This window comes from uncultured Gimesia sp., assembly GCF_963972345.1.
Lineage (GTDB): Bacteria > Planctomycetota > Planctomycetia > Planctomycetales > Planctomycetaceae > Gimesia.
This window is the reverse complement of record NZ_CAXAVM010000052.1, coordinates 1-18,277: the sequence shown is the minus strand read 5'-3', so window position 1 is coordinate 18,277 and position 18,277 is coordinate 1. Positions and strand designations below refer to the sequence as shown.

At 50.9% G+C, this 18,277-nt stretch carries 13 protein-coding genes; 3 read left to right on the top strand and 10 right to left on the bottom strand.

The genetic code is table 11. The features are described from left to right. Positions 1-5: 5 nt before the first annotated feature. The 9 genes from alaS to AACZ40_RS11115 form a co-directional block, all read right to left on the bottom strand. Positions 6-2,633: an alanine--tRNA ligase gene (gene alaS / locus AACZ40_RS11155; RefSeq protein ID WP_291180054.1), complete on the bottom strand. Its 2,628-nt coding sequence runs from the start codon at positions 2,631-2,633 to the stop codon at positions 6-8. Between the two features lie 6 nt (positions 2,634-2,639). Beyond that, on the bottom strand, positions 2,640-4,199 hold the full coding sequence (locus AACZ40_RS11150) for a PDZ domain-containing protein (RefSeq protein WP_291180057.1): 1,560 nt from the start codon (positions 4,197-4,199) through the stop codon (positions 2,640-2,642). Positions 4,200-4,450: 251 nt separating this feature from the next. Further along, on the bottom strand, positions 4,451-5,539 hold the full coding sequence (gene recA / locus AACZ40_RS11145; RefSeq protein ID WP_291180060.1) for a recombinase RecA: 1,089 nt from the start codon (positions 5,537-5,539) through the stop codon (positions 4,451-4,453). 285 nt (positions 5,540-5,824) lie between these two features. Next, complete coding sequence (cyaB, locus tag AACZ40_RS11140) at positions 5,825-6,391, bottom strand: class IV adenylate cyclase (protein ID WP_291180063.1); 567 nt, start codon at positions 6,389-6,391, stop codon at positions 5,825-5,827. 57 nt (positions 6,392-6,448) lie between these two features. Then, the gene (locus AACZ40_RS11135) at positions 6,449-7,324 is read right to left on the bottom strand and encodes a multiheme c-type cytochrome (RefSeq protein ID WP_339674445.1); all 876 of its coding nucleotides are present in this window, start codon (positions 7,322-7,324) and stop codon (positions 6,449-6,451) included. Beyond that, positions 7,276-8,106, bottom strand: coding sequence for a hypothetical protein (locus AACZ40_RS11130; protein WP_339674444.1), 831 nt, complete (start codon positions 8,104-8,106; stop codon positions 7,276-7,278). Before AACZ40_RS11130 ends, AACZ40_RS11135 begins: the two co-directional genes overlap by 49 nt. Before the next feature lie 185 nt (positions 8,107-8,291). Beyond that, positions 8,292-9,554, bottom strand: a complete 1,263-nt coding sequence (locus AACZ40_RS11125; RefSeq protein WP_291180069.1) for a DUF1573 domain-containing protein — start codon at positions 9,552-9,554, stop codon at positions 8,292-8,294. A 125-nt stretch (positions 9,555-9,679) separates the two neighbouring features. Next, a complete protein-coding gene (locus AACZ40_RS11120; RefSeq protein ID WP_291180071.1) occupies positions 9,680-12,079 on the bottom strand; it encodes an O-antigen ligase family protein in 2,400 nt (799 codons plus the stop codon). After that, positions 12,076-13,197, bottom strand: a complete 1,122-nt coding sequence (locus AACZ40_RS11115; protein ID WP_291180074.1) for an MraY family glycosyltransferase — start codon at positions 13,195-13,197, stop codon at positions 12,076-12,078. The genes AACZ40_RS11120 and AACZ40_RS11115 overlap by 4 nt, the downstream gene beginning before the upstream one ends. 394 nt (positions 13,198-13,591) lie before the next feature. Between AACZ40_RS11115 and AACZ40_RS11110 the strand changes: the two genes are divergently transcribed. Next, complete coding sequence (locus AACZ40_RS11110; RefSeq protein ID WP_291180077.1) at positions 13,592-14,437, top strand: hypothetical protein; 846 nt, start codon at positions 13,592-13,594, stop codon at positions 14,435-14,437. 49 nt (positions 14,438-14,486) lie between these two features. Here the strand turns inward: AACZ40_RS11110 and AACZ40_RS11105 are convergent, their stop codons facing one another. After that, the gene (locus tag AACZ40_RS11105) at positions 14,487-16,112 is read right to left on the bottom strand and encodes a sulfatase (protein WP_291180080.1); all 1,626 of its coding nucleotides are present in this window, start codon (positions 16,110-16,112) and stop codon (positions 14,487-14,489) included. Positions 16,113-16,521: 409 nt separating this feature from the next. Here AACZ40_RS11105 and AACZ40_RS11100 point away from each other — a divergent pair, with 409 nt between their 5' ends. Then, complete coding sequence (locus AACZ40_RS11100) at positions 16,522-16,983, top strand: hypothetical protein (RefSeq protein WP_291180083.1); 462 nt, start codon at positions 16,522-16,524, stop codon at positions 16,981-16,983. Positions 16,984-17,525: 542 nt separating this feature from the next. Beyond that, the coding region (locus AACZ40_RS11095; protein ID WP_339674443.1) for a DUF6655 family protein at positions 17,526-18,277 on the top strand (752 nt) is incomplete at its 3' end.

The window sequence follows — 18,277 nt, the reverse complement described above, 5'->3', positions numbered from 1 at the left end:
CAGGCTCAGGCTTCCAACTGACTACGGTAGTAGTCCGCGCCGGTCGTGAGTGCTTCGTCGAGTTTATCGGGATCTTTTCCGCCAGCTTCTGCCATATCGGGACGACCACCGCCACCGCCGCCTACTACTTTGGCGGCTGCTTTGACGCAGTCTCCGGCTTTGAGCCCCTGTTTCACCAGGTCAGAATTGACGGCTGCCATCAATGCGACTTTGCCGTCGAGTACTGTTCCCAGGATCAACGCAACCTGTTTGCCTTTTTTCCGCAGATGATCAGCCAGTTCCCGCAACTGATCGCGTGATGCATCTTTGGCATGATAGGCCACAATTTTGACATCGTTCACAACAGGTGCCTCTTCCAGCAGATCATCGGCGGTTCCCGCGAGCGACTTACTGGAAAATTTCGTAAGCTGTTTTTTCGTTTCACGAAGTTCGTCCTGCAGATGCTGGATGCGGACTGGTAAATCGTCAGGTCGCGGTACCTTCATCTGGGCGGCTATTTCCAGCAGCAGTTTCTCAGTGTCTCTGGTTTTTTCCAGTGCTTTCGGGCCTGTTAAGGCATAAATACGTCGTACCCCTTTGGCGACCAGTTCTTCATTGATGATCTTGCATAAGCCGACCTGGCCTGTATTGGAAAGGTGGGTGCCTCCGCAGAGTTCGGTACTGAAGTCGCCCATTTGAACTACTCGAACGTAGTCGGGATATTTTTCACCAAACAGTGCCATGGCCCCGCGTTCGCGGGCTTTCTGCAGTTTCATCAGTTCGGTCGTGACGGGCGCCCCTTCAGAAACACGCTGGTTGATAATATCTTCAATTCGGCTGATCTCTTCCGGAGTGACGGCTTTACTGTGGGAAAAATCGAAACGGAGCGTGTCTTCTTCCACCTTGGATCCACGCTGCATGGCGTTTTCTCCCAGAACGGTATGCAGTGCATGATGCAGCAGGTGTGTTGCGGAGTGGGCACGCTGAATTCCGGAACGACGGGGCTCTGTGACTGTTGCTGTGAGAGTCTGCCCCTGTTCCAGCTTGCCTGTCAGCAGGTGTCCGACATGCAGATACAGGCCTGCATTTTTCTGGGTATTGGTGACTTCGAATTTAATTCCGTCTGCTTCAAGGAAGCCGGTATCGCCGACTTGGCCACCCGCTTCTGCGTAGAAGGGGGTCTGGTCGAGGACTACGACGACTGGGTGAGCATGACCTTTTTCGACCATGGATTCGACAAGTCGGTCCTCGGCAATGATGCCCATGACTTTGGATTCGGTCGTGGTGGTCTCATAACCCTTGAAGTCCGTTTCGCTGATGGTTTTGTGGAGTGCGGTCAGCGGTCCCTCTGACATGACGGAATCCAGGAAGGCACCGCTGCCGCTGCCTTCTTTGTGCTGTTGCATCATGTTATTGAACTCGGTCCGGTTGACGGACATGTTGTTCTTGGCAGCAAGGGCTTCGGTCAGTTCGATCAGAAAACCATCGGTCTGATGCAGGTCAAAAGCGTCTTCTCCTGAGATGACCGAGCTGCCTGCCTGTTCTGCGGTTTTCAGAAAGCCTTCAAAGCGTGAGAGTCCTTTTTCAATGACACCCAGAAACTGTTCTTCTTCTTCCTTGATCGTGCTTTGCACATTTTCCACGGTTTTGGCGATATCAGGATAGGGCGTTTTCATGATTTCAACAACAGCCGGTACAAGCTGGTGCAGAAACGGTTCACGTTTCCCGAGCAGGTAGCCTTCCAACAGCGCGCGGCGGAGTAATTGCCTGACGACATAACTCTCTTTGTCTCTACCTGGGTTAACTCCTTCATGGATACTGAAAGTGATGGCTCGTACGTGGTCCGAGATACGACGAACCGGTCGTCCTGATGTTGCGTCAAAATCGTAGCCAGTCCCTACAATATCGCCGGCGGCAAGGCAGAGCTGTTTGAGCGTATCGATCTCAAAGTTGCTGCGGACACCCTGGAGTACCGAAGCGGTCCGCTCCAGACCCATGCCGGTATCGATGTTCTTTTTGGGGAGGGGCTTGAGATTATTGGGAGGACCTCCCACCCGGTTAAACTGAGTGAAGACCAGGTTCCAGATTTCGACGTTGTCTTTCCCGCCATTGGGATGGTAGAAGATTTCACTGCAGGGGCCACAAACTCCATCGGGTCCATCAGAGGGGGCGCCGGCGGGCCAGAAATTTTCGTGTTCGTTTTCACGGCTGATCCGGTTGGCAGGCAGTTTGATTTCATCATGCCAGATATTGTAGGCTTCGTCGTCGTCCAGATAGACGGTGACGGAAAGCAGGTTGGGGTCGAGTCCCAGATATTTCTTATCGGTCAGGTATTCCCAGGCCCAGTGGATGGCTTCGCGCTTGAAATAATCGCCGAACGAGAAGTTACCCAGCATCTCGAAAAACGTATGGTGATACGCGGTGACACCCACGTTCTGGATATCGCCGGTTCGCAGGCACATCTGGCAGGTGGTGGCACTGGGGAATTCCAGTTTTCCCACTCCCAGAAACTGATCCTTAAACTGGTTCATCCCCGCTGGCGTGAACAGAACTGTTTTGTCATTCCGCGGAACCAGGACATCTGAGGGGCGTTTGACACAACCTTTTTCTTCAAAGAAGGAAAGATAGCTCTCGCGAAGTTCGTCTGTTTTCATTGTTTCTTATTGCTTGCTGGGGGGAAGGATCAGCTTTGGGCCATCCAGATATAGTAATGTTACCGGTGAATTATTGACTTTTTGTGCTTCCTGGTAGAACGAACCCGGGGTTTGTACCGCCTGTCCATTGATCTGGCTGATAAAGGCACCTTCCTTGAGCCCGGCCTGTTGAGCAGGACTGTCTGGAGCAACATGAGTTACGACGACAGCAGGTGGATAACTGAACGGACTGAATGTATATTTCCTGCGAGCCGTGGGATAATCGACTCTAAGTCCGCGCCAGAGAGGATGGCGATAGCGGGTTTGTACAATCCCTTCATCATCCGCTACGGGCCATTTTCCCAGTTTCACGTTCAGAGTCAACTCACGCGGTTTTTTTCCTCTCAATATTTGAAGCTTTATCTCATTTCCTGCACCAGCTTTACCAACTTCACGCATCAGGTCGAGATCATGCGATAATTGCTGGCCGTTGACGGACAGGATCAAATCACGGGGCTGCAGCCCGGCCAGTTGTGCAGGAGAATGCTGTTTGACACGCGTTGCTTCCACGTAAAAAGGGGCATCCAGATCCGTGGCTCCAGGAAAGTTACTACGTACCTGACCCCGATCCAGTGTTCCAGGTTCGATGCCCAGGAAACCATATTCGGCTTCGAGGCCTGCGGCAAGATCGTTGATGATCCGTAACGTGGAGTCATCGATGGGGATTGCATAGCCCACCGATTTTTCATAACCCTCGAGTGCTGCCAGGGCTGTTGTGACGCCAATCAGTTTTCCCTCAAGATCCAGTAAGGCCCCTCCACTGGTGCCCAGATCCAGGTGGGTGTCGACCTGCAGCAACGTACCAAAGTGATGCAGGGTTTCTTCCTTGGCAATCTCCTGATTTAAAAAATGTTTGAAGATGGGTACCGGATAGCGGTGAAAATTACTGATGATCCCCCAACTGGCACTGGGTGAACCATCGCGGGCGATAGCATAGGGGTTTCCCAGGGCGATGACAAACTGACCTTTTTTCACCGGTATGTTATTGCCATACCTGATGGGGGTCAGGGAGCGCGCGTATTCCGGAGACAATGGCTGCGCCGGTGTGAGGACGGTCAGGTCACTGCGTGGATCAGCGGCAATAATCTCTGCATAAAACCCCTGTCGATTGGCGGTGTGCACGTAAAGTCGGCTGTCCGGGGCAGTACTTTGTTCGGCGACCGGCCCGCCTTCAGTCAGATGGAAATTCGTCAGCACCAGAATCCGGTTCTGTTTTGTCGGGTCTGGTATCAGGATCCCTGATCCAAATTCATTAGGAATAAAATTCAGATCCTGAGGATCCTGTGAGATGCTGAATCCCTGGTTGGGGTCGATTCCAAAGGGAGCAGGTATGCGTGACTGAAATTTCTGTTTGGGGAGTTTTATTTTTGAGATTGCCACGACAGACGATTCGGACTGTTCGATGGCTTTAACGATCTGCTGTTGTACCGCCAGCGCGATTGTCGAAGCATCCGGTGTTTGAGCCTTGAGTGGCGACCCGCACAGGAACGGGAGCAACAGGATGATCCCGGCGAGGAAGGTTCTCACTAACCACGGGCAACCAGAGGCAGATCGTATTGATAAAACATCAAGCATGCAGGGCCTTGTATTGAAACGGAAGTATCTTTTGAACGGAAAGCGACTCTTGCTTCTCACAGGCGCTTTACACAGGGATCGTCCTGAAGCCATTTTACTGTTTTTAGAGGGAGAACCCAATGCAAAACGACCTTGAATACCGGTTGGGTATTCAGGTCGTTTTGTCACTCAGGTGTCTTTCATCCGGGAATCCTGGCGTCGGATCAGGCTTCGGCGGCTTCCGTTTCCGGTTCGGGCTCTTCTTCAGGAGTGGGAACGACCCCCTGTGCTGCCAGAACTTTCTGTTTGATCTCCTCGCAGATATCCGGGTTTTCTTCGAGGATCACCTTAGACTTGTCACGCCCTTGACCCAGTCGTAATTCACCGTAGCTGAACCAACTGCCGCTTTTCTTGACGATTTTATTTTCGACGGCCAGGTCCAGCAGGTCCAGTTCGTAATTAATTCCGCCTGTGGTGAGCATATCAAACTCAGCAACCCGGAAGGGGGGGGCAATTTTGTTTTTGACAATCTTGGCTTTCATGCGAATGCCGGTAACGTTGTCCCCATCTTTCAGAGTCGCGATTCGGCGGACATCCACACGAACCGAGCTGTAGAATTTCAATGCGCGACCACCGGGTGTTGTTTCGGGACTGCCGAACATGACACCGATTTTTTCGCGAATCTGGTTGATGAAAATCACAGTCGTTTTCGATTTGGAAATAGCCCCCGTCAGTTTACGCATAGCCTGGCTCATCATGCGGGCCTGGAGACCGACGTGCGTATCCCCAATTTCGCCATCCAGTTCTGCCTTGGGAACCAGGGCCGCGACTGAGTCGACGACAATAACATCGACGGAGTTCGATTTGATCAACATTTCAGCAATCTGCAGGCCTTCTTCGCCATAGGTTGGCTGACTGACGAGCAGTTCGGCAATGTTAACGCCCAGCTTTTTAGCCCAGACCGGATCGAGGGCATGTTCGGCGTCGATGAATGCGGCAATGCCTCCTTCTTTCTGCGCGTTGGCGATCACATGCAGTGCAAGCGTTGTTTTCCCGCTGGATTCCGGGCCGTACAGTTCGATGATACGTCCTCGGGGAAATCCGGCTCCACCCAGTGCCAGGTCAAGCGAAAGTGCGCCACTGGCGATCGAGGGAACAGACCGGGCATTCGCGCCCGTCAGTTTCATGATCGCGCCTCTGCCAAAAGCCTGCTCAATTTGTCCCAGGGCGTTTTTCAGCATCCCTTCCGAATCGTTGGTGCCATTCGTGCTTGGCGCGGGGGTTGCTCTTTTTGATCGTGATTTTGCGGCCATTGAGGTCTTCCTTCAATAATATGACACTTGCCCCGCATTGAGTTCGAGTTCGTCAGGCGAAGCAACTGCCTAATTTATCGAGAATTGCGGGGACGCTATTATTGAACGCCGTCTCGACCCATGGTTTTAAAAGAAATGTCTATTGTGGACAAAGATACATTAAAATATTTCCTCTCCTGTCACAATAGAAAACATGAGACATTTATAGCTGTCGACAATTATTTCAGAATCTCACCAGTCTGAAAAGGAATAAAAGCGGGGAAAGCTTCGAAAAAAAGAAGAAGCTTATTCCGAAGCCGATTCCGTTTCCCGATCCATCAGCATGCCCAGATAAGACAGCCGAATTTGATTGGACAGTCCAAGAGTTTTTGCCAGTTCGATGATCGCTGCTTCTGCCTGAGCGAGCTGATCTTCTTCCGCCAGCAATTCGATTTCTGCAAAGGTTCCCAGTTCCTGAACTTCGTCGATCGTGATTTCAAACGAATGTTGATGGTGGGGATAAGTGTAAGGTGTACGTCGTTTTTTGACCGTCCGCACCTGTTCGAAGCCGAGCAGTTCCAGCATTTCTGCCAGTTGCTCAAATGTGGACTCTCCCGACTCAAACCCGAGTTCGATCTCCTGCCGCACCTTGCTGACGGTAGCCCGTTTCGGACCTTTGTAGGTAATCCGGTTGTCAGTGCCATTGCGGCGAATGCGGAGTGCTTCATCTGTTTCCGCAAAATTTCGCACGGGATGTGCAAAATAGTAATCGTGCTGTTCGACAGGCTCACCACGCATCGCCCCCAGATGCGCCAACTGGTCGATGAGTTTATCTTTGTCATGAATCCGGAATTTTTGTTCGATTTCCAGCATTGAACGAGAGCCATCTGAAATAGAGTAATGAAAGTAGTGATCGCTCTTGCTGATCTGTTAATCACGCCAGGGATGTTTGATTTTTTCCCAGTAGGAATCGAATTCAAATTTGGGGCTGTTGTCGAGATCGTGACACTGATAGCAGGTATTCTTTTTGGCCTCAGCAAGTGTGACCCGCATGACTTTTTTGGCTTCTTCCAGCTGATCCATTTCAACCAGTTTGATATGGCCGCTGCCGGGACCGTGGCAGTTTTCACACTGCTGGCCTAACAGATGGGGGGATTCCTGCTTGTTGACGAATCCGCTTGTGTATCGAATCACTTCCTGGGGGTGCCAGCCGGTGACATGGCAGGAGAGGCATTCGGGATCATAAATTCGGGAGATGATTTTCTCACCACGTTCTATCTGATCCTGGCGGCCTTCAATCAGGCTCTGGTAGGCGTGTGCATGTGCGGTGGTCAGCCATTTTTCATATGCTTTGGTGTGGCATTCGCCACAGGTTTCAGCGCCGACAAAGGTGGCACCGCGGGGATGATCAATGGGCAGTTCTTTCGCGGCGAGGTCTTCCTGTTTGAGACGGTCCTGGTAGAACTGCATGTGCTCAGCCATTTTCGGAGTGTTTTGGAACCGCTGTTTATCCAGTTCGATCACGGTAAAACGGAAGCGTTTTGAGGGATCTGCCTTGTCAGCCTGATCGGGATAGTAGCCCACCACTCCCGCACTTTTTCCTTTGTGGCCGACATCCACCATCATTGTTTTACCGATAAACGCCGGTTCTCCGAGCGGGTCTTCTACGCCGCCTGCTGTCAGCAGAATGTCAAATTCAGGGAACTTTTCCGCGAGTGCTTTTGATTCGTCTTTTTCCGACTGCGAGAGGAGAATCATCAGGTCGGGTTTCGCGGCCTGCATCTGTTTAATGACGTCGGGCAGCACTTTCGCAGGTTCCTGCCATGTGATGTCGGGGAACTTTTACTCAGGATGGACGTGACTGCCATTTTCACGCCGCCGACTTCTACGATTTTAAACGCCGTTTTCCCGAGTCCCGGAGTTTCCAGGAAGAGGATATTGGCTGCGAGAAAAGTGGGAGTGGTATTGGGAGCCTGTGGTTCCGGATTGTGCAGTTGCAGGAAGATGTCTGCTCCGAAGCGTAGTTCTTCGGGGCCGAGTCCGATGCCCGCGTAGTTCATGTCTTTCATGGAAGCCAGAATGGTTTCATATTTGATCTGGCTCTGTCGGCGATTGCGTTTGACGAGCCCCCCGAGATCGAAGGCCGTCACAGGCCATTTTCGCTCTTCGATCTGTTGAAACAGATTTGCCAGCAGTGAAACGCCCCCGGTCTGATTTTGGGTACACCCACAGGGCTCAAGATAACCGTGCCTCTCTCCAGTCAAGACAATCGCCAGTTTGGGAGCAGGCCAGTCTTTAAACAACGGTTTTGGAGAACCGGTGGAAGCAGCTGTCGTTTTCACCGCTGTGGAAGCGTGGGGAGATCCTGCAGGAGCCGTCTGTGGTGTGAGTGAGGCAGCAGAAGAGTCTGGGGCAGCAGCAGGTTTCGCAGTAACCGGTTTTTCTGATTGTGTTTCTGGAGTGTTCAGTTTCGATTCCTCAGGGGCCAGACTGGCTTCCGGTGAGGAACTTGTTTCACACCCTGTCTGCAGGGAGAGGATCAGAATCGCGATCAGGATTAACGGGGTTGAAATTCGGCTGTTTAACATGCAGTTTGACCTTCCGTGGAGGTGGTTGAGGAAAGTAAGCAATGGGGAAATTCCTCATGGTTTATCTTAGCTCAAAACGATGTATTGCGTCAAAGTAGATCTGACCCTGGCCCTGGAAAGGTCTTCAATCAAAAATGTTGCTGGTTTACTGAGATACAGGCACGTTTATTTCTCTGGATCTGGGATTACAGAGAAATAAACTGGACCCGAAATTCGATCACTTTTGCATTGGGGTGATTTGTCTGCAGTTTGACTTTGGCGAGATTGGTTCTGCCGAAGGAAACAGGAGACATCTCTGCCGGAACGGCAAATTTCAATTCGTAACGCTGTTTATTTTTTGACTCAAATTTTTCATCTTTTTTCAGCTCAAATTCAAGAAAATCAGGAGCAATTTCCTGATCCACAATTTCCAGTGGTTGTTCTGTGCCTTCAACAAACATGGACAGGATAACTGATTTGCCTTCTTTAGCTGAGAATTCGCCCAGGTTCAACACCATGGTCTGGGGATTCCAGTGTACGCCAAATGTCGGGACAATGCGGATGGGGCCGGTGTGATTTCCTGAAACCTGAATCACGAAATTGCGTGGTCCTGAAGGTTCGGCATGCTCATGATCATGTTTGTGGTCATGCCCTTCCGGATGATCGTGTGCCTCTTCACTACCGGGGGGCGATAAATCATGAGGAATATCAGTTTTGATTGTGAGGCGTTCGTTGAATCCACCCAGTGGAAACTGTTCGGGATCAGCGGTGACTTCAATGGAATAACCGGTTTTCGCATCGGCTTCTTTGAGCTCTTCCGCTGTGAGAGGCTTGAATTTCGATGTCAGCCCCTTTTGGCTCGATTCGATTCCCAGAATCTTAAATTCGTCCAGATATTTGGTGTGAATTTTCCCCGTGAACGAGACCGGATCGGTTGTGGACATGGTAGGCAGGGACCAGTGGGGGCTGCCTTCATGGTCGCCGGTGAAAGCGATCAGGTTGTTAGCCATGCCCTCAATCTGCAGTTTCAGTTCCTGGTTTTCCGGATCGTTCGTGTAGATGGTAGCGGTCTGCCCAAAGTGTTCCTGTGGACTTTTGGGAGTCCAGGTTAATTCAATTTCGACCGATTCTCCGGGGGCAACCGTGTTCTCCTTCATTTCACTGAGCGTGCATTTACAGGTGGTTGCTCCTTTTTTAACTTCCAGCGGTGCTTCCCCTTCATTTTTCAGAACGAAATGATGGGACAGCGTCTGTCCTACCGCCATACTGCCGAAGTTGTAACGTGGTTTCTCTACAACCGCTTTGGGGTAGGGGCCGGTAGGAGAAATTTTCGGGCGGTCTTCTGAGGTCTCGACCTGTTTGGGAGCAGGAGCAGCCGACTGGATATCTCCATTCCCTCGACCCAGCCAGACTGTTCCGGCAAGTGCTATGACAAGAGCAATGATCGCCGTGACGGCTCGTAAATTCATGATTTCACCAGCAATGAAGTAGTTTGAATATAATTGATCACCATAATATTAATGTCAGGAAAATCAGGTCAGACCGGACCCCGACAGAGAACACTCTGTTATTATGGGCCGAAGCACGGCCGAGTTCAATTCTGATTCGATCGAGTTGCGTTAATTATTTCTTTCATTCGACTTACCGTGTCTTCATTTAAGTATTTGTCCACATGTTGACCTCGCCTGTTTGCTTCGTCCAGTTCGATGGCACGTCGGGCCTGTTGCTGGCTGGCTGCATGTTGCCCGGCCTGCGACAAGACTTCCGCATAAGTGGCCCGATAGAGGGCGTTATGGGGATATCCGTCGACTGCCTGTCTGAAGTTTTCAAGAGCAGATTTCAGATCGTCCTGCTGGTGTGAAGCCTGGTACTGCTGTTCCCACTGACGACCCAGGTCAAAATAATGACGCGGATTCAGCGGGTCGCGCTGGATTACCGCTTTTTTCCACTCGACACCCTGCTCAAACGCACTTCGATTCTGTTCTCCTTTGCGAAATTCGATCTCAGCCAAAGCCTGCCAGGGAGACGGAGAGATTGGATCGACCTGGCTGGCCTGACTGAAATAACCTTGTGCATTACGAAAGGATGAGCCACGCATCAGTGACTGTTCCGCTTGTAATACGAGCGATTTCCGCTGAATTGTTGGCGCAAACGATGACACGATAAAGAAAAACGTCAGGATCAGGCAGGCGGCCAAGGCAACTGTTCGCAAATGTATAGCAGGTGCAGTTCGAGGCGAATCTGACTCTGCCGGGTCTACTGTACTCATGTTGGCTCTGGCAGAATCTGTGATGACGGGAAAAGCGAGGGCCAGCAGGAGTAACCAGGTCTGCGTGATGGCCGGCATGGCAATTCCCCCCGCACCTGATAAATGGATGCATAAGGCGATAAAACCTGCCCCGAACGACAGGGGCAATATTGAAGACGTTGAATCCTGACTGCCGATCAGGCTCAATCTCGTGCAGGCATTTAATATAAAGAAAAGTGCCAGCCAAGCTGGACAGAACAGCCAGAGTCTCGATTCATCAATGGAGAAGACAAATAATTGAATTACCCAGAGCAGGGCAAACGACAGTCCAAATCCCAGCAGCAGCGACAGTTGATCGTGAGAAAAGGAATTCTCGCTGAGAGGAGTTGTTCGTTCCGAGAGAACCGGATCGGGCGGCGGATGCATTAACCAGCGATAGCAGGCCAGGCACAGAATCAGCAGTAATCCTGCGAGTGCGATCAGGCCCGCGTTTGCCCAGACATCAAGAATGAAATTATGTGGGTCCGCGATTTCTTCGCTCGATCCAGGCAGTTTGAACTTCAGATAATGCGAACGAAAATTACCGGGGCCTGTTCCCCAGAGCGGATTTTCTTTGATGACATCCCAGGTCGCGGTCCAGTATTCCATACGGTATTGAAGCGATTTGGGGGCTTCAGTCAACACTGCGCGGTCAAAGCCTCCACTCAGTGTCGCCAACAATAAAAAACCAACACAGAGGACTGCGGCGAGCCCTCCCCATTTGAGGATCTGTTTGTTCCAGAGTAACGGATCGGCTGTTGCGTTCCGGCGTGTCTGAAGCAGTTTCAGAACTCCCAGAAATATCAGACCTCCTATGAGTCCAATCCAGGCAGTACGGCTTTTCGTCAGGATCAGGCAGTAACCGATGATGAGGGTCGAGAGTAGAAAAACGCCTGGTTTCAGCCGATTCCAGAGTGATCCGGAGGACGCAGATTTCCCGAAAAAACAATCTATGGTTACTGCGAACGAAAGCAGAAATCCCACTATTAACAGACCGGCAAACGTGTTCGCGAGCGCAAACATGCCCAGCGGTTCGGAACTGTTTAACAAGCGTTGTTCAAACAGATCACGACTGCTTCCCTGGAGAGCGTCGGAGGGAACTCCCATGGAAAGGAGTTTTTGCTGCGCTTCGGGTGAGAGTGTAGCATCGTATTGCTGTCGAGCAGTCTGGTACTCTTTCGCGAGTTGGTCATACATCCAATGATGCTGCCAGATTCCGTAAACTGACAGGACTACTACCGTAGTGATGAATCCCAGGATCAATGTGCCGCGCAGCGCAGATGTGGCAAACTGGCGCCGGATCAGAGAGAAACTGCAGCCCAGGGCGACCCATTCCCACATCATGTTTAAAGCATCACGCTGCTGACCTTCCCCGAACCAGATCATCACCAGTGTGGATACAACCTGGCCGGCTACCAGCAACCAGACCGCGAAGTCGAACCGGTCCAGCCGAAATGACCGTGAACGATCAGACAGCAGGCTGCCAGCATAGAGGATTGCGATCAGGAACCAGCCCAGCGCGAGCGTGAGGGTGTCCCCTTCCGGAGCAGATTCAGCCGGCAGAAAGTAACGAGCGGTGATCAGAAAACCGGCCAGAAAGAGCTGGATTCCCTGGAGTATTCCTGTCAGCCAATGCGGAGAGTTGTCAGCTGAGGTCGTCTGAACCGGAACTGGCTGTCGCGATTTTTTTTTGCGCTGCTTACTCATTCCCGATTTTTCCGACCTACATTTTCCAGGATCGTAACGATCGAAAGGACGCAGAGAATCATGAGCATCACCAGCAGAGCCGCATTCCAGGACGAGACTTCGTACAGAATCAATCCCCCGATTCCCGTAGTCAAGGTGGCGAGGTGGATTGTCAAAACTGTATCCCGCTTACTTAAACCGAGTTCAACCAGGCGATGTGAGAAATGACTTTTATCCGCGTGGAACGGGCTGCGACCTTCTTTGAGTCGAATGATCATGACCGTACAGAAATCATACAGGGGAATCGCCAGAATACAAAGTGGTGCCAGGATGACATGTCGATTTATGACAGTTTCTCCGTCTGAAGATTCACCGGGATAAAAGGTTCCCAGAATGGTCATCGTAGACAGAATCAACCCGATGAAATAGCTGCCCGAGTCTCCCATAAAAATCTTTGCTGGAGGCCAGTTATGGCATAAAAAACCGGCGATCGAGCCAGCCAGGACCAACAGTATCCCAGCTACGAGCCAGCGTGGTTCCCCTGTGTAACGCAACATGATTAATGCGAAAAGGACGGCGGCGATTAGTCCGATGCCCGATGTAAGGCCGTCCATGTTATCCAGGAAATTCAAAGAGTTCACCAGGACGATGATCCAGGCGACTGTCAGCAGCATTCCGATCCAGGGCTGCTGAATAAACAGTGTGCCTCGGATGCCTCCCCAGACCAGCCCGCCCGCCACGAGTAATTGAATGATCAGTCGAGGTTTCCAGGAAATATTGAGTTTATCGTCAAGCAGCCCCATCACAGCCAGAATCGTGCCTCCTGCCAGCACGAGCCAGAGTTGTCCGGAACGATAGAGAACCCCTTCCAGGTGGGGTAAGAGTTCCGCGGGAATCCAGGACGGATCAAGGTCTGATTTTACAATTACGAATGCAATCAACTGCGCGCAGACGATCGGGATAATCACCCCCAGCCAGATACCCACCCCTCCACCAAGGGGAGTGGGGGTGAGATGCATCTTCCGCTGTGCTGGTTGATCAATGAGCCCCCAGCGCGGCGCCAGTTTCCTCATCGCCGCCGTGGCAAGAAACGAGATGAAAAATGAAGGGACAAGGCAGGCAATAACAAAAAATAGCATTTCAATCAGCATTCGGAATGACAGAAAGGTATCGTGAATAATATGCTCGAGAAGGCACCCCTTTTAACCAGAGCGTTTCTCAATCTATGGTGCTCGGGCAAATGGACTTCGAGACGCTACAGTAAAACTGGAGAAAGTCCAGTGTCTTACCAGCCCTGAAATGACACGTTCTCCAACGTGGTCCGCTCGCTCGTTGGCGTGCTCGCCTGACAGGAATCACTGGCTCATTCAGGATTGATAGACCACCAGTTTGGCTGAAATCAGGATTTAGTGGTAGCGAAAAATGCATTTCCTGCCAGTTTTCGATTGATATATCCAGTGCATGACTTACAGTTGACCTCACCTGTATAATCCGAGCTACGATCATGGACAGAGGAGTCTTTCAACAACAGAAATGAATGAATTATTTGAGGAAGAAGTTCGATTTAATCAGGCGAGCCGTCCCAACTGGGAAGAGGGGGCGGCACATCGCAATTTGATCACCGGGTATCTCATCGATCTGGCTGAAAGCTCCGGCGGGCGGTTATGTGTGCTGGGAGCGGGTAACTGTAACGATCTGGATTTACAGAAGCTGTCTCAAGTGTACAGCGAAATTCATCTGGTGGATCTGGATGAAACCGCTTTAAAATACGCGGTCGATTTTCAGGCAGTTTCTGAAGACCCGTCGATCCACCTGCATGTGCTGGATTTGACGGGAGTCGGCGACAGGCTGGCAGCTTTCAAAAAGGATCGAGATCAGGGCGAGGAAGAACTGCAGCAGATCTTGGCCTTGTTATCCGAATCTCGCGAACTGGATATTTCTGGTCCGTTTGATGTCGTCTGTTCCACCTGCATTTTGAGTCAGTTGATTCTTCAGGTCGTGCATGCGGCAGGTGAGAGTCATCCCCGGTTTGAAGAACTGATGGTCGCAGTCCGGGAACAGCATTTCCGTACTGTGCTGGATTTGACTGTGGAGGGGGGCGCGGGCCTTGTCATCAGTGATTTTGTTTCTTCTGAATCGGCGGCTGATTTGAAGGACGTGCCTGATTTTCAATTCACCCAGTACCTTTCTCAACTGCTGTCATCACGTAATTTTTTTCATGGAGTGCACCCCGGGCTGTTGTATGCGCAACTGAAAGGCAAAGCACCCCTGGCGAAACTGGTGGAAGATGTGGAGATGCTGCCCCCCTGGCGCTGGGATCTGGGGCCGCGTCAATATGCCGTTGCGGCGCTCCGCTTTCGCCGATGTGCGACCGGGTAATTCGCAGCTACGAATCTCTCCCCCGGTTGGAGTGTGGGACTTGCCGGGATTATTTTTTGCCGGCTGCTTTCTTTTTCTGTGCAGTCCCTTTTTTTCCTGGTTTGAGATGGAGTGAAGGCGGATCTTTTGCGACAGAACCGCTGTCATCTGGAACCTGGTATTTTGCCTGCAGTAGCTTCAACTCCGCTTTCAGGTCTTTGACTACCTGGGCATATTCCGGTTCAGAGTAGACGTTTTTCATCTCACGGGGATCTTTCTCCAGATCATAGAGTTCCCATTCACCCAGATTATAGAAGTCAATCAGCTTATAGCGTTTCGTGCGAACTCCATTATGACGACGGACCATATGGGCTGAGCGTCGATCATTGTAGAATTCGTAATAGTGGTAATAGAGACTGTCGCGCCATTTCACTTCTTCCCCTTTGAACAAGGGGACCAGGCTCACACCCTGCATATCATCAGGGATCGGTGCCTGGGCCAGATCCAGAAAAGTCTCTGCAAAATCCAGGTTGGATACCAGGTCGTTATTGACGCTGCCGGGCTTGATGACGCCTGGCCAGCGCGCCAGTAAGGGCATCCGGAATGACTCTTCATACATGAAGCGTTTATCGAACCAGCCATGATCTCCCAGGTAAAAGCCCTGGTCGGAAGAGTAGATGACAACGGTATTCTTTGCCAGGCCAGACGACTCCAGATAGTCCAGCATGCGGCCGACGTTATCATCAACGGAAGCGACACATCTGAGATAGTCTTTCATGTAACGCTGATATTTCCAGCGCACCAGATCCTTTCCGGTGAGATTGGCTTTATGGAATGCTGCGTTTTTGGGTTCATACGCTGCATTCCAGGTCGTCAGTTGCTCGGGAGTGAGATTGGTGGGTGGGGTTAATTTCAGGTCAAACGGGGTCATCGTTTTTGCGATTGTCATATCCTGCTGGTGGGCAGCAGTACCACGCCCCTCATAATCATCAAACAGGTTATCTGGTTCCGGGATAGTCACATCATCGTACATGTGGAGATACTTTGGGCCGGGTTGCCAGTTACGATGCGGCGCTTTGTGTTGGAACATCAACATGAAGGGCTTGTCGGGATCACGATCATTTTTGAGATAATCGAGTGCCAGATCGGTGATGATGTCAGTAGTGTAACCCACGTGCTTAACACGCTTCCCGTTTTTAATCATGGGAGGATTATAATAAGGGCCCTGGCCAATCAGAATTTCAGAGTAGTCGAAGCCGGTGGGATCGGAGGCCAGGTGCCATTTCCCGACAATGGCTGTCTGATAACCATGTTTTCGGAGAATCTTGGGGAAGGTCTGCTGTGAACCATCAAATTTGTTGCCATTCTGTTTGAACCCGTTCAAATGGCTGTGTTTACCAGTCAGGATGACAGCGCGACTGGGGCCGCAGATGCTGTTCGTGCAGAAACAGTTATTAAACCGCATCCCATCACGGGCGATGCGATCCAGGTTCGGGGTCTCGTTGACCTTCGATCCATAACAGCTCATGGCGTGCGAGGCATGGTCATCGGTGAAGATAAACAGAATGTTCGGGCGACCTGATTCCGCAGCGGCACACTCTGTTCCTGAGTAGACACCCAGTAGAACGGAAGTGAACAGCAGGATCAGTACAAATGAAAAAGAACACCGGAGAGCAGGTAGGGAGAGCGACAGCATTGAGTTCATCCTCAGTCTCAAAAGAAATCCGATCACAGGCGAGGGCGGGTGAATTAAGTATCCTCTATCATGCCGGTTTCTGGGGGGAAGTGCAAGTTTTCGCACGGATTTGTAGTGTCCTCTGATCAAACCGGTTCATGGATCGGGAGATGTAGATGTTACAGATATGGATTGGGTAGAAACTGCATTTTAGTGGATCGTTCGGATACGAAGGGAATTTTCTCCGTGTTTAAAAGTGTTGATCTGGCTTGAGATAGGGAAAATCTTCTGCTGGAGTTTCCTGTTTGGTATAGAGCTTGCAATGAAGAATTCTATCGAGTCAGCGTTTCATGGGATTGAAACGAATTTGAAAACAACACTACAACCGGGCAATGGATTGCTTGCCCCACCGGTAAAAAAGGAATTGATCATGTTAGATAATATTTCTCCCAAGGTAATTCACAAGATTATGGCCGCTGAAGGATACCTGGAACTGGGGATGCCCATACAGGCTCTGGATGCACTGGCTTCAATCGAAGATGCTGGTCCCCTGGAAGCCATGCGTCTGTTTCTGACGGGGGAAGCCTACCTGCGACAGGAACGCTATCAGGAAGCGATTGAACCTCTCCATCAGGCAGCACGCCTGTTTCCGGTCATGGAAAGTCGCAAAGCCTGGAGCGCCTTGAGTGAATGTTTTCGACTGGGAGGTTACCAGGAACTGGCAGAGGTTGCATCACTGACTGCGGAAGCGGTAGAAGAGATTGAAGCGAGCTGCGAAGTCCTGTGCTTGACGCAAGACCATGCTTCCGACTGGAAGTGGCCCGATTCTGTTTCTCGCATCACTGACTTTTCTCCCGCCAGTCGAGGCGTCAGTCCCCGCATTCCCCGTTAAAAAAATGAAATATTCAGAGTTTTTCGAGTAAACCAATATTTGAGAAGTTGTCATAAGTCTTTGAATAGATAAGGAATACGCAGAATTAGTTAAGATCAAAATCATATTTGAGTTTCACGATGTGTTCGCTATACTTCGGCCCTTGAGTGATTACTTAACTCCTCTCATTTAAGAAATCATTCAGACTTGTATCCTGACTCTGGCTGTCGCTGTTACGGCGTGAGTCAGACATACCTTCTGGTCAAAGTTCCTTCCTGGTTCTGGCCAACTTTCCCACACAATTAACAACAACGAATGTAGTCAAAGAGTCAATGTGAATATTGACTTCTCTCGTATTACGTATGCTTGTTGCCCATCACACCGTATTTCCGGGCTGCTGTCTGTCGGGGATTCCCGCTCAGTCGGTGGAAATCGTGTTGTCGAACTTTGTGCTGAAAAGACGATCGCCAAGACTCATGTTTGATTTTTATCGGTGCCTTACTAATCGCATTCAGAGCTGTCTGCTCATTGGACTGTTATTCCTGTTATCAGGTTGCGGGAAAATGATCAGTAACAGTGCGACAGAGCAGTTACTGACATCCGATGCCGTTGACCAGACGATTTCACACCTCGATTTCAGCACACTCTCCAACAAAAAAGTCTATTTCGATACAACCTACATCAAAAACATCAAAGGTGTCGGTTTTGTCAACGGGGACTATATCATCAGTTCGTTGCGACAGCAGATCGTCGCCGCCAATTGCCTGATGCAGGAGAAGCAGGAGACTGCGGACTACGTGATCGAGGCTCGTGTCGGCACGCTGGCTACCAATGGCCACGAAGTAAACTATGGAATTCCCGCCAGCAGTATGCTGTCCTCGGCTGCGACGTTGATGCCGGCGGCTCCTGCCATCCCTACCATTCCGGAAATTTCACTGGCGAAGAAGAATAACCAGACCGCTGCCGCAAAAATCAGTGTGTTTGCCTATAACCAGAAAACCCGCGAACGAGTCTGGCAATCGGGAGTGCTACAGGCCAAGAGTACCGCCCGCGACACCTGGATCCTGGGAGCAGGACCTTTTCAGCGGGGTACCATTTATAAGGACGGGGCACAATTTGCAGGGGCTAAAATTGAAATTCCGCTGGGCAGCGGTGAGGAGTTTGCCAGTCAAGGTACCGTGGATTATCTGGAGCCGGCCCGCTTTATAGAGACTCCGGTGAAATCCGAGATCAAACAGGAAGCCAAAAAACGGAATGTGAAGACCCTGGAGGAATGGATTAAAGCCGAGACCGCGGGAAAAGAAACGACAAAAGC